This is a genomic window from Ruegeria sp. AM7 (genome assembly GCF_056535965.1).
In genome coordinates this window covers 3108961-3121261 of record NZ_JBQFJE010000003.1, presented here as the reverse complement: position 1 = coordinate 3121261, position 12301 = coordinate 3108961, and the positions used below count along the sequence as shown (strand labels likewise).

General features: G+C 57.2%; 12 protein-coding genes. 4 read left to right on the top strand and 8 right to left on the bottom strand.

Annotation, left to right across the window (positions count from 1 at the left end):
* Positions 1–25: 25 nt before the first annotated feature.
* From ACR3EG_RS19555 to ACR3EG_RS19545, 3 genes are all read left to right on the top strand, one after another.
* Positions 26–1249 (top strand): class I SAM-dependent RNA methyltransferase, encoded by a 1224-nt coding sequence (locus tag ACR3EG_RS19555; RefSeq protein ID WP_480498123.1) that lies wholly within the window; start codon positions 26–28, stop codon positions 1247–1249.
* A 20-nt stretch (positions 1250–1269) separates the two neighbouring features.
* Complete coding sequence (locus ACR3EG_RS19550; RefSeq protein ID WP_170355643.1) at positions 1270–2055, top strand: ion transporter; 786 nt, start codon at positions 1270–1272, stop codon at positions 2053–2055.
* Between the two features lie 61 nt (positions 2056–2116).
* A complete protein-coding gene (locus ACR3EG_RS19545; RefSeq protein ID WP_480498125.1) occupies positions 2117–2635 on the top strand; it encodes a L,D-transpeptidase family protein in 519 nt (172 codons plus the stop codon).
* On the opposite strand, the gene ACR3EG_RS19540 is transcribed toward ACR3EG_RS19545, so the two are convergent.
* From ACR3EG_RS19540 to cysQ, 7 genes are all read right to left on the bottom strand, one after another.
* Positions 2619–4064, bottom strand: a complete 1446-nt coding sequence (locus ACR3EG_RS19540) for a nodulation protein NodH (RefSeq protein WP_480498127.1) — start codon at positions 4062–4064, stop codon at positions 2619–2621. The two genes, ACR3EG_RS19545 and ACR3EG_RS19540, sit on opposite strands and share 17 nt — an antisense overlap.
* Positions 4065–4070: 6 nt before the next feature.
* Positions 4071–5771, bottom strand: a complete 1701-nt coding sequence (locus tag ACR3EG_RS19535) for a DUF5927 domain-containing protein (protein WP_480498129.1) — start codon at positions 5769–5771, stop codon at positions 4071–4073.
* The gene (locus ACR3EG_RS19530) at positions 5768–6754 is read right to left on the bottom strand and encodes a glycosyltransferase family 2 protein (RefSeq protein WP_480498131.1); all 987 of its coding nucleotides are present in this window, start codon (positions 6752–6754) and stop codon (positions 5768–5770) included. The genes ACR3EG_RS19535 and ACR3EG_RS19530 overlap by 4 nt, the downstream gene beginning before the upstream one ends.
* A 136-nt stretch (positions 6755–6890) precedes the next feature.
* Positions 6891–7958, bottom strand: a complete 1068-nt coding sequence (locus tag ACR3EG_RS19525; RefSeq protein WP_480498133.1) for a glycosyltransferase family 2 protein — start codon at positions 7956–7958, stop codon at positions 6891–6893.
* Between the two features lie 7 nt (positions 7959–7965).
* On the bottom strand, positions 7966–8949 hold the full coding sequence (galE, locus tag ACR3EG_RS19520; protein WP_480498135.1) for a UDP-glucose 4-epimerase GalE: 984 nt from the start codon (positions 8947–8949) through the stop codon (positions 7966–7968).
* A gap of 70 nt (positions 8950–9019) precedes the next feature.
* Positions 9020–9820, bottom strand: coding sequence for a 3-deoxy-manno-octulosonate cytidylyltransferase (locus ACR3EG_RS19515; RefSeq protein WP_480498137.1), 801 nt, complete (start codon positions 9818–9820; stop codon positions 9020–9022).
* Positions 9820–10617 carry a 3'(2'),5'-bisphosphate nucleotidase CysQ gene (cysQ, locus tag ACR3EG_RS19510; RefSeq protein WP_480498139.1) on the bottom strand — a complete coding sequence of 266 codons (798 nt, stop codon included), beginning with the start codon at positions 10615–10617 and terminating at the stop codon, positions 9820–9822. Before cysQ ends, ACR3EG_RS19515 begins: the two co-directional genes overlap by 1 nt.
* Before the next feature lie 122 nt (positions 10618–10739).
* Between cysQ and ACR3EG_RS19505 the strand changes: the two genes are divergently transcribed.
* Positions 10740–11567: an ABC transporter permease gene (locus ACR3EG_RS19505; protein WP_480498141.1), complete on the top strand. Its 828-nt coding sequence runs from the start codon at positions 10740–10742 to the stop codon at positions 11565–11567.
* Here ACR3EG_RS19505 and ACR3EG_RS19500 read toward each other — a convergent pair.
* Entirely contained in the window at positions 11564–12166 is a 603-nt protein-coding gene (locus ACR3EG_RS19500; protein ID WP_480498143.1) for an alpha-ketoglutarate-dependent dioxygenase AlkB family protein, read from the bottom strand. The genes ACR3EG_RS19505 and ACR3EG_RS19500 overlap by 4 nt on opposite strands.
* Positions 12167–12301 lie beyond the last annotated feature (135 nt).

Here is a 12301-nt window from a genome sequence, read left to right as displayed (position 1 = left end):
CGCAAAGCCCCGGTATCAGGCCCCCATGACGCAGCAATTCACCATAATCCGCCTTGGGCATCAGGGCGATGGCATCGCCGATGGCCCTGTCTATGCCCCGCGTACCCTGCCGGGTGAGGTGGTCAGCGGCACGGTGCTGGACCAGTTTCTGACCGATATTCGGGTCGAAACCCCCTCGGACCAGCGTATCAAGGCGCCGTGCCGCCACTACAAAGCGTGCGGCGGGTGTCAGCTGCAACATGCTTCAGACGATTTTGTCGCCGGGTGGAAAGTGGATGTGGTGCGCAACGCGCTGGCCGCGCAGGGGCTCGATGCCCCGATGCGGCCCATTCACACCTCGCCCGAGCGGTCACGCCGTCGCGCCACCATCGCCGTGCGGCGCACGAAAAAGGGTACTCTGGCCGGGTTTCATGGCCGTGCCTCGGACACGATCACCGAAATTCCCGATTGTCACCTGCTGGACCCGGCCCTGATCGCCGCGATTCCCGTGGCCGAAGCGCTGGCGCTGCTGGGCGGCAGCCGCAAGGGCGTGTTGGCCGTCACCCTGACCCTGTCCGAGGGTGGGCTGGACGTGGCCGTCAAAGGCGGCAAGCCGCTGGACGGCCCGCTGGAGCTGACCCTGGCGCAAGCAACCGAGAAACACGGTCTTGCCCGCCTCAGCTGGGACGGCGAAGTCATCGCCATGCGCCAACCCCCCATTCAACTCTTCGGCAAGGCGGCGGTCGTCCCACCGCCCGGCGCGTTTCTGCAGGCCACAAAAGACGGAGAACAGGCTCTGTTACAGGCGGTTTCGCAGGCCACGCAGGGGGCAAAGCGGATCGTTGATCTGTTTGCAGGCAGCGGAACCTTCTCTCTACCGCTGGCGGAAGCCGCCGAAGTGCATGCCATTGAAGGCGAGGCCGCCATGACCGAGGCGCTGGATCAAGGCTGGCGGCGCGCGCAGGGCCTCAAGAAAGTCACGACCGAGGCGCGCGACCTGTTCCGCCGCCCGTTGATGCCGGATGAGCTGAAATCCTATGACGCCGTGGTTATCGACCCGCCCCGCGCCGGGGCCGAGGCGCAAACGGCCGAGCTGGCGCAGGCCAAACGCCCGGTGATTGCCTATGTTTCGTGCAACCCGGTCACCTTTGCCCGCGACGCAAAGACGCTGGTTAACGCGGGATACGCCCTTGAATGGGTACAGGTGGTTGACCAATTTCGATGGTCGTCCCACACCGAACTTGCCGCCCGGTTCACCCTGAACCCCTAACCGCACAGGAGATCATCCCAATGGGGATCACTCAGCGCCTGCTGACCATCATCGAAGCCCCATGGTTTGGGAAATTCATCACCGGGGTCATCCTGTTCAATGCAGTGCTTTTGGGGATGGAGACCTCACCCACGTTGATGGAGGCTGCGGGCCCCCTGATCGTAACTCTGGATAAGTTGTGTCTTGCGATCTTTGTTGCTGAGATCGCGATGAAGCTGGTCGCAACGGGCCGCAGATTCTTTACAAGTGGTTGGAATATATTCGATTTTATCATCGTGGGCATCGCTCTTGTCCCGAGTGCGGGTGCCCTGTCGGTGCTGCGGGCCCTGCGAATTCTGCGGGTATTGCGGGTAATATCCGTCGCGCCGCGCCTGCGCCGAGTGGTGGAAGGCTTCATCTCGGCACTGCCGGGCATGGCCAGTGTGTTCCTACTGATGGCGATCCTGTTTTATATCGGGGCCGTGATCTCGACCAAACTGTTTTCCTACAGCTTCCCAGAGTGGTTCGGTGATCTGGGCCTGTCGGCCTATACGTTGTTCCAGATCATGACGCTGGAAAGCTGGTCGATGGGTATCGTCCGCCCTGTGATGGAGGTGTACCCCTATGCCTGGCTGTTCTTTGTCCCCTTCATCATGGTCACGACATTCGCCGTTGTGAACCTGCTGGTCGGTCTGATCGTGAATTCGATGCAGGATGCCCACCATGCCGAGGATGAGGTTAAAACCGACGCCTACCGCGATGAGGTTCTGGAGCGGCTGGAAAGCATCGAGCGCCGTTTAATTGAGCACTCGGACATCAAAAAGTGATTTCAGTTTTTGCCGATTCTGGCATAATCCTTGAAAAAAACAGAGCAGCAGGCAGTGAAACATGGATCGTCGAGCATTTGGAATGGGTGCTGTAGCAACGCTGGGCCTTTCGGCCTGCGCGTCGGCCAGCCCAAGATTTCTGACCTATGACGGGCCCGAGGTCACCTCATTAGTGATCAACAAGGGTGCACGTAAACTCTATCTTCTTCATAACGAACATGTCCTGAAGGAATACCAGGTCGACCTTGGCTTTGCTCCGCGGGGCACCAAGACCAAGCGTGGCGACGGACGCACGCCGGAAGGCACGTATCTGATTGATCGCCGCAATCCCAACAGCCGTTATCACCTGTCACTGGGTATTTCCTATCCCAACTCGCAGGATGTGGCTCAGGCGAAGGCGGCTGGCGTTGATCCGGGCGGAGACATCTTTATCCACGGCCAACCCAACAAGCGCGCCGAGCGTAAACGGGCAAAGAAAACAGATGATTGGACGGCGGGTTGCATCGCGGTCACTAACGAAGAGATCGAAGAGATCTATGCGATGGTGAACCGCGGCACGACTATCACGTTGCGCCCGTAGCCGGTTTCCATCCTCCGAACCCGAATTGCATATAGTCGCGCTGGTAGACATCCTCTGCCAGCGTTTCGAGTGTTTCGTCGTAAATTTCGGCCAATGTGAATGGCGCGTCATCGGGGGCTGTATCCGGCATGGGTGGGGCCTCATGACCCATCTCTCGCACCAGATCAGGAAGCGCTCTGGTCATTTCATCTTCGCGTAAGATCAGATCGGGCAGAGCGAACGACGCCATCCCCTCCAGGACTTGTGCCTGACTGCACCAGACGCCATCCACTCGAACAGGGGTCTGCCCGGCGAGGTTTTGGCGCAGAAACACCAGAAACGCGCTGAACGCTTCATGGTGTTGATCCAGTGAATAGGTTTCAGCGCGCACCTGTCCCGGGATCGGGATTTTGAACCGGTTGCGCAGTATGTTGCGTATCTTCAGATAGGCGCCAGGTTCGGTACTGAGGATGTACCTGCAAAACACCGAATGTGCGCGGGCCAAAGGATGGCGCACAACAGTGAACTTACGATGCCCGTTGTTGGACTGAAGCCAGTGCCGGGTTTGCTTGCGGTTCTGGTTCGTCAACAGATCCTCGGGTGACACCCCGTCGAGTTTGGCCAACCACGCCTTAACCCGATCCTCGACACCTCCGCGAACTGGCAAATACATCACTGGCGTGTTCGGTGCTGCAACGTAATTGGCGACAGCCGGACCTCTTCGAGGTTCAAAATTGGGTGTGCGATGCAGATTGAAATAGTCCAGCCCGTGCAGGGATTGCTCGGTCTCGTCAGGGTTGGTGACTTTGGCCAGAGGCGGCTCGGGGTTTTGCGGCTTGAGCGTGTCGTCGATCCGGGACAAGCGACTTTCCACACCTAACCACTTTGCCAGACCGTTCAGTGTTTCAAGACGATGCAGGTCATCATACGAGATGTAGAAGGCTGTTTGGCCGTTTGCCTGCAAATGGTGCAGCAAAAACAGCTGAAAATCCTGCTGCTGGTCCAGATAGTCCCTAAAGCTGTGAGGATCGAATTCAACCTGAGCTTCGCGCCGGCGTTTTACGTTCTTTAACTGCCATTGCTTGGTTTCCCGCGCTATCTGTAGGGAAATGAAACTGTCCAACGGATTGCGCGTCAGGATGATCTTGGCGCAACGAGGATCGCTCAAAACAGGCTCTAATACACGGGAATCATGCCCTTGGAAAAAACGAAATCCGTTCATTTCGCCGGGTGCAATCCTGATTGCTTCCAGCAGGCGTGACGGGTCGGCGTCCCGTTCGTCCAACGAAATGTCCAAAAGCGTGTCCGATTTAACGCGTCCTATGAAATGGGGATTGAACGCCTCGCCATGGCTTGTGACACCATCCAGTGCGTTCAGGTTCGCCTCGAGCAGGTTGGAGCCGGTGCGCATGGCGGCAAGGATGACAAAATAGTCGAAGCGAGGCTGCATAAGTGGTCACTGCACCAGATAGGGTTTGTGATAGGGTCTTGTCCGTTTGCCGAACACATCATCAGCAGGAAAATCGCCCATCAGGTAAGGGTGCATTCCTTGGTTTTTTAGGTTCTGCAGAAACTGTCCAAAGCCGCTCAGGTCGACCATCGTCGGCGCGGTGGTCAGATGGGCTTGGGTCTGCATTCCAATTTCGTCTGCCACAGTTTGCAGGGGTTCCATGGGGGATTCGACGAATTCAGCCAGTGACCACGTTCGTACCCGCGCTTTGGTCCAGACCGAGTTCAAAACCTCGAGCTGCTTGGTTTCGATCTGCTGAAGGCGCGCGGCCTCGCATCTGATGTCCGAAAAATTCATGTTTGACCGAAACAGTGGCACGGCCCAAGCCCCGGTCACGACGGAAATCTGCGCATTCCTGTCGCGTGCCAAAAACCAATTAAGCGACTGCGTATCGCGAGGCCCGTATTGAAAACACTGCCGCTCGCCGCGCGTGTTCCAGATCAGATTAGACAGGAAGGCGGTTGGGTTATAATCCCGCAAAGTCGCGCAGTCGCTGAGTGCGCCATTCGAGATCGTCTCACCCCCCGAAAACTGGGCACGTTCCGGGGCAAAGAGATGGCCATGGACGCGCGCACCAGTCGTATCCGTCAGCCAGCTTTCAAAATCGTCGAACAGTTCCGTAAAGCCTTGAAACACTGAGTAGGGAAAACACGTCAGACCGTTTTCGCTGCCATGCCGGGGAAAGCGGCTTTGCATGTACAAACCATCCCGCCCGCTCGTGCGACGCTCGACCGCTTTGGAAAACACTCGGTCGATCTTGCCGGGGTTCGGCTCAGTCGGAGTGACCGCGCTGCTCTGCTTGGTCAGAAAGGTCTGATACAAGCGGTCGGCATTGCACCAGATCTTGCGGGCCACAAAACAATCGGACCGCCGTAAAAGCTGTAAATGGTCGTCGTAGAATATATGCGGACGACCTTGGAAATCGAACTTGGACAAGGTCAGTGACCGGCTTTCGATATGTGTGGAATACAACCGGGCAAGTGTTTGGAAATAGCTTTCGTCCGGAATCCACACCCTCCGGAAATAGCGATCATACACCTTGCGTTTGGGGTCTTGCAGAATTGCGGACAGGGTCTGGCGTGTCAGACACCACCATTGGCTACCCATATGCGGAACCAGCCCCTCGGGAATGCTGCGACGCATTCCCAGTGTACGTTGCAATTTGACATAGGCATCAAACAGTTTGCGATGCCTGCGCCATGAAAACGGAAATCGTAACGTAAAGCGTTCCTGATCCAGGCCACCAATTGTCCAGCTTACGTCTGCCGTGGTTGCGCTTTCGATGAAATCCACTCTGGGGCGTTGCGCCAGGTACTCGATCAGTTCAGGTACTGGTCGCAAAGGTAGGCAAGCGCCGGAGGACAGGTAAACATGGTGAACGTCTGGGAACGCGTCCAGCATCAGTTCGGCCCCTGCCTGCGACGCCTCGACAAGGCCCCAACTGCCCCAAGGGCATTTGTGACGTCTGGAGAACCGGATAAGTGGATTGTCATCACAAGAGGCCACAAAATCCGAAAAGACCTGATCTGACACGTTCTGATCCACGTGGATCACGACGGGACAGCCTGACGCCGTCCAGTGCCGCGCAACCTGCTCGGCCCGGTGCAGAGCCGTGTGTACCAGCATGACGACGCCCAGATTGCTCATGCCCAGTTTCCTTTGGACATAAGGCCCAGAACCTCAAGCTGTCGCCAGTTGATGTACTTCTCGGACCACGTGCACCAAAAGACTGGCTGCTCGTCCAGGCCCTGCGCATAAGCCTGATATTCGCCGGATTTGCGATAATGCTGGCGACGGCCCATTTCTTCGCGGGCTTTTTCGCCCAGCGTGTTGATCAGTTTGGCGTGCAGCAGCGCGCCGCTGGCCTTTTCGCCGCCCCATTCGTCATAGACCTGGTTCAACCCTCGTGGCAGCAGCGAATGAGTCGAGCTGACATAAGCATAGCGACGATCCCATTTAACCAGCGGAATTTTGTTAAGCGCTGGTGCCTTTGACGGGGTGTCGCGAAAGAATACCCGTGCCCGTGGCCCACCTTGTATCCACAGATTTCCGTATTCCGGGTTCCGGGTGATCATGTAATTGCCGGAATCGAACCAACGAGCGATTTCGAACGGATCCTGCCCTTCGGTATAAACCTGTGCATCGACCGGGCCACGCGGGTACATATCCAGCAGCATCGTGCCAAAGCTGCGAACGGCGCATCCGTCCAGCCAATCTGTCAGTGCCCGCAGGGGCCGCGTGTCGCAAAACGGGTAGATAAAAAACTCATCCGGGTCCACGCTCAGAACCCAGTGCCCATGGGCATATTTGCGCAAAAGGTAGTTCGACCAATCTATCCCGAAGGTCGCGCGCCGATAGCTAGCGTTTGTATGCCAGACCGAAACATCCGGCTGCGCGGCCAGAAACTCGGTCGTGCCATCGTCGCTGTCGTTGTCCACGAAAAGAAAATGTTTCACACCCAGCTTGCGATAATATTCCAGAAAATAAGGAAGGCGGATTTTTTCATTCCGCACCACGCTCATCAGTAGGGTGTCGCGGCGTTTGATCTTGCCAGTGTTGTTTGAGACGGTCGAAAGCTCGCGTCGTTTTCGAACGCAGCGCAAAATACGGCGCTTGCGCCGCAGTCTCATTCGGTAAGAATCCAACAGGCTCACGTGACCGCCCAACCTTTTGATTTACGCGAGCATCCCCGGGGCCTGGATGTGTCAGAGTGGTGCCGGGTGATTGTCGAGTTATGCCATTTTTTCATGTATCAAAGCAATGCATTTACAAGTCGTTAGCCCCAGTGGCGGTTTCCCACTCAATCAGACCCATCAGTTTGGCTTGCTGCAGTGTCTTCCAACCCGTGTAGCGTGCGGATTGAGAGGTCCAGAGGGTCGGCCGGTCGGCTATCCCGTCATAGTAGTCACCAAATTGATCTGGATCGTGGAAATGCTGTCGGCGGGTTTTTTCGGACTGCGATTTTTCGACGATCTCGGGCAGGAATTTCGTATGCAGCAATACCCCGGATGGGGCCCGGTCATTCGGCCCGTTGTAGGTGGCATTCAAGTCTCGGGGTAATGCGGAATGGCACGAGTTTACAAAGGCATACCGCCGCGACCAACGTATCAGTGGAATCTTGTTCAGGGTTGGGGATCGATCCGGCTTATCTGCAAAGAACATGCGCTCCCGCACACCGCCCTGCACCCAGAGGTTACCTAAAGGCGATTGCCTTCGTGATCTGTAAGGCACGGGATCGAACCAGCTCAGCACGTTGGTTGGGTCGGTTTCAGAGTTATAAGGTTCGGCACCCAACGGACCTTTGGGGTACAGGTCCAGCATCAAAGCACCAAAAGCGCGTTGTCCCCTTGCGTCCAGCCATGCGGTCAGGTCGTGCAAGGTCCGGGTGTCGTAGTCAGGATAGACAAGCAGTTCGTCGGCATCCACCATCAAGGTCCAATGCCCGTGACCATAGCGCATCTGCAACGATGTCAGCCAATCCAAGCCGAAGCGCGACGCACGATAGCTGGCCTGCGTTTGCCATAGTGAAACATCCGGTTGGTCGCACAGCAGCTCGACCGAGCCGTCATCGCTACCATTGTCCACGATCAGAAAGTGGTCAACACCCAGCGCGCGATAATGGCGCAGGAACCAGGGCAGACGGGTGATCTCGTTGCGCAGAGTGGTAAACGCCAAAATGGTGTCTTGTCCGATCCCTGCGGTCCGGTTTTTCAGGGCCGTTAGGTCGTGGCGACTGCGAAAGGATCGCCACAACAGTCGCCTGCGTTTCAGCCGCAACCGATACTTTTGCGTCCAACTGATGGGCGGAAGGTTGTCGGGCGCGGAATCGGTCACCAAAAGCTCATTTCTCGTAATTGCCGTTCTGGTGCCAGCGCCAGGCATCGCCAATCATCGTCTCTAACGTTGATCTTTCCGGCGTCCAGCCCAGTTCCCCTCCGGCCCGGACGGAGCCCGAAACCAGTTTGGTGCAGTCTCCAGCCCGGCGCGGGCCGACGGAATAGGGCACCTCGCGATTGGTGACGGCTTTGGAATGGCCGATCACCTCCATCACCGAAAAGCCCGACCCGGTGCCCAGATTGAACACCCGGCTGCCCTTGCCCTGTTCCAGCCAATTCAGCCCCAGCACATGCGCATCCACCAGATCGCAGACATGCACATAGTCGCGGATACATGTCCCGTCGGGCGTGTCATAATCGGTGCCAAACACCGTCAGCCCGTCGCGCTTGCCGTCGATGGCATCCAGCATCAGCGGGATCAGGTGGGTCTCGGGGCGGTGGAATTCGCCCACTTCGCCCTCGGGGTCCGCACCGGCCACGTTGAAATAGCGGAAAATCACGTGGTTCAGCCCATGCGCGGCCTCGAAATCACGCAGGATATCCTCGATCGCCCGTTTTGAGGCCCCATAGGCGTTCAGCGGCAATTGCGCGGTGTCTTCATCCAGCACCACATTGTCATGTTCGCCATAGGTCGCGCAGGTCGATGAGAACACAAAGTTCCGGCAACCCGCAGCGACCGTGGCTTCGATCAAGTTAAGCGAGCCGGTGACGTTGTTGGTCCAGTATTTACCAGGCTCGGACATCGCCTCACCCACCTGGCTGAGGGCGGCGAAATGCATCACGGCGGCGGGTTGGTACTTGGCAAAAACCTCATCCAACCGGGCGCGGTCCAGCAGGTCGCCCTGTTCGAACGGGCCGAATTTCACCGCGTCCTGCCAGCCGGTGATCAGGTTGTCATAGGTCACAGGCGTATAACCTGCCTGCGCCAGCGCCTTGCAGGCATGTGATCCGATATATCCGGCCCCGCCGGTGACAAGAATATGTGTCAATTCAGTATCCAGTTTTCTAAACCGGGCGTGTTTAGTTCCTGTTGGATAAACACGCCGGCGTCAGTTTTATTCATTCCAGGCCCATCTCGGCCATCATCTGTTCCAGCTTGGGCACGTCCTGTGGGTTGTTCAACTCCCAGAACTGGCGGCCTTTGGCCTCAACCTCGACGCACAGAACTTTGCGGCCGTTTTCCATGAAGCGCAGCTGTTCCAGCCCTTCCAACTGTTCCAGAGGGCCCACGGGCCAAGTGGGATAATCGGCCAGCGCGTCGGGGCGATAGGCATAGACGCCCACATGGTGAAACACCGGGGTGTCGTCCGGGCCCGCATAGGTCTGCGCGGTATAGGGTACCACCTCTTTCGAGAAATAGAGCGCGCTGTGATCGGCGGCAAAAACGGCAGTGGTGCCACCAACCCGGCCATGTTTACGGTCGTTCAGCAGGCTGTTGAGCGCATCGCCATCGCAACGCAGCACTGGCGTGGCAACCCCGGCGTCGGGTGCGGCGCGCAGGCCCGCGATCAGGTCCTCGACAAACCAATGCGGCGTCAGGGGTGCGTCGCCCTGCAGATTGACCACAATGTCGTATCCCGCGCCCAGATTGGCATGTGTTTCGGCGCAACGTTCGGTGCCATTCTGGCAAGTTTCCGAGGTCATCACGACCTCGGCCCCAAACGCCTCTGACGCTTCGCGGATACGGTCGTCATCGGTGGCGACAACCACCTTGTCGACGCCCGAAACCGAACAGGCCGCGCGCCAGGACCGTTCGATCAGGGTCATGGCTTTGCCGCTAGCCCCGGTCAGCGGCACCAGCGGTTTGCCCGGATAGCGGGTCGAGGCGTAGCGGGCGGGAATAGCGATGAGAACAGACATCAGGCCTCCTTCAGCTCAACACCCGGAGCGTAGGCGATGAAGAACGGGTTTGCATAGCCGTCCTTGCCGTAGGTCAGGGGGGAATGATCGTCGAACCGCACCACTTGTCCGCCCGCACCGGCCAGAACAGCGTGGCCTGCGGCGGTGTCCCATTCCATCGTACGGCCCACGCGGGGGTAGAGGTCTGCTTCGCCTGTGGCGACCAGACAGAATTTCAGCGACGAGCCCGCGCTCTTGCTGTCCTTGACCTGATATTTGTTGATGTAATCCTCGGTCGCCTGATCCCGGTGCGACTTCGACGCCACGATCATCAACGCCGAATTGTCCGGTTTAGAGACTGATATCGGCAACACATCCCCCGCTTGTGCCTTGTCCAACGTGCCGGTTTCCTCGACCGATTGGCCATCCGGTTGGGTATAGAACATACGCCCTTTAGCGGGTGCATAGACAACGCCGCGCGTCGGTACGCCATTCTCGACCAAAGCGATGTTTACCGTGAAATCGCCGCGCCGGTTGATGAATTCCTTGGTCCCGTCCAGCGGATCAACGATCAGGAACGTTTCGCCTTTCTCCGAATGCGAGGCGGCCTGTTCCTCGGTCACCAGCAGAATATCGGGAAACGCAGCGCGCAACCCGGCCGAAATCAGAGCGTCTGCAGCCTCATCCGCTTCGGTCACGGGGCTGGCATCGGATTTGACTTTGACGTCGAAATCATCTGCCTCATAAATCTCCATGATCTTGTCGCCAGCTTCCAAGGCGAGGCGTCGAATGACGGGGATGAGGGCGTCGTAGGTCACAACAATGCTCCGTTCCAGTGATTTGTTGATCGAAAATCCTGACGGCCTTATGATGCGCCGGTTACGGAACGGCAAGAAATTCGTGGCAAATTGCAGGCGATTCAGCGGGAAAGAGTGCGTACGTGTTTTATTTTGAGCGAAATAAATCGCTGGTGGGCGGTGCCTTTACCACACTTGAGCTGATCTATCATGCGGTCGTGCGCAGCATCCGCTCGCAGCGGTCGAATGCTGTGCTGGCCGTGATTATGAACATTGTGCAAATTCTTGCGCTGGTCACGGTGTTCTATCTGATCATGACCTTGGTCGGTAAAATTACGGGTGTTGCGAAGATTCGCGGTAACCCGATCCTGTTTTTGCTGTCCGGGGTATTTCTGTTTCTGACCCATGTGAAGTCTGTCAGCGGTGTGTCTGGGGTTTCAACGGGCAACAATCCGATGATGTTGCATTCTCCGATGAACATGATGGTGTCGCTTTTGGCCGCGGCCCTTGGGACATTATATACTCAGCTCGTTTCGATCCTGGTGATCCTGTTTGTATACCACGTCGCGATCGAACCGCTTGAGGTGCAAGATCCGGGCGGTGCTTTCTACATGCTGGTTTTGGCATGGTTCACGGGATGCGCTGTAGGCGTTGTTTTCATGGCGCTGAAGCCTTGGCTGCCAACTTTTGTGTCCATTTCCTCGACCGTGTACCGGCGTATGAACATGATTTTCTCGGGCAAGATGTTTGTAGCCAACAGTTTGGGAGGGTTTACTTTATTGATGTTCATCTGGAACCCGCTGTTTCACATTATTGACCAGTGCCGCGGGTTTGTGTTTCGCAACTACTTTCCGCGCAATACAAGCTGGGAGTACCCGCTGTGGGTCGGACTTGTCTTGCTGCTGATCGGGTTGCTGGGCATTTTCTTTACGCGCCAGCATGTCTCGCAAAGCTGGGGTGCCCGCAGTTAACGTGCAACACGCAAAGTCAGATTGATCCGCCCCCCTTTGGGCAGCAACCGGGATGATCCGAACCTAATTCGGTCTATGCCATGATAGGCCAGGCGCGCAGGTCCGCCCATGATTACGACATCACCCGAGTTCAGCCAGATCGACTCGGTCTTGCCGCCGCGGGTGGTATTGCCGATGCGAAACAGCGCGTCGTCACCCAGTGAGACAGACAGAACGGGCCATGAAAAATCCGCCTCGTCCTTGTCCTGATGAAGCCCCATGCGCGTTCCTTCGCCGTAGTAGTTGATCAGGCAGCAATCGGGATCGCGTTCGGATGATGCGAGGTCCCGCCAGATATCAAGGATGGGGTCGGGGATAGCAGGCCATGACATGCCTTTAGGGTGCAGATCCTGATACCGATATCCTGCTTTATCTGATACCCATCCCAAAGATCCGGCGGATGTCATGCGGACTGACATTTCCTTGCCCGAAGCCGTAGTTGGTCGAAACAATGGTGCAGATTTCAGAATCGGCCGCAGCAGATTGACCAGTTGCGCCTGAGCGGGCCCGTCCAGATAAGCTTTTCTTATATCGAAATCGCGCAAAAGCAGCCGTGCCATCCAAGATTCCCCAATCCTTGCCAAAACCTTGCGAAAAAAGGCCACAGATTCCCGAAAACCTGCGATTTACACCGCTTGCAGGCTTTTGGTCTCGCCCTTATATACGCCGGGACGCGTGATGGTGTAGGGCTATTG

Coding starts and splice junctions, on each gene's coding strand:
- ACR3EG_RS19540 (WP_480498127.1), bottom strand. CDS start 4,064: ATGCAGCCTCGCTTCGACTATTTTGTCATCCTTGCCGCCATGCGCACC.
- ACR3EG_RS19545 (WP_480498125.1), top strand. CDS start 2,117: ATGGATCGTCGAGCATTTGGAATGGGTGCTGTAGCAACGCTGGGCCTT.
- ACR3EG_RS19555 (WP_480498123.1), top strand. CDS start 26: ATGACGCAGCAATTCACCATAATCCGCCTTGGGCATCAGGGCGATGGC.
- ACR3EG_RS19500 (WP_480498143.1), bottom strand. CDS start 12,166: ATGGCACGGCTGCTTTTGCGCGATTTCGATATAAGAAAAGCTTATCTG.
- ACR3EG_RS19515 (WP_480498137.1), bottom strand. CDS start 9,820: ATGTCTGTTCTCATCGCTATTCCCGCCCGCTACGCCTCGACCCGCTAT.
- ACR3EG_RS19535 (WP_480498129.1), bottom strand. CDS start 5,771: ATGAGCAATCTGGGCGTCGTCATGCTGGTACACACGGCTCTGCACCGG.
- ACR3EG_RS19530 (WP_480498131.1), bottom strand. CDS start 6,754: ATGAGACTGCGGCGCAAGCGCCGTATTTTGCGCTGCGTTCGAAAACGA.
- ACR3EG_RS19550 (WP_170355643.1), top strand. CDS start 1,270: ATGGGGATCACTCAGCGCCTGCTGACCATCATCGAAGCCCCATGGTTT.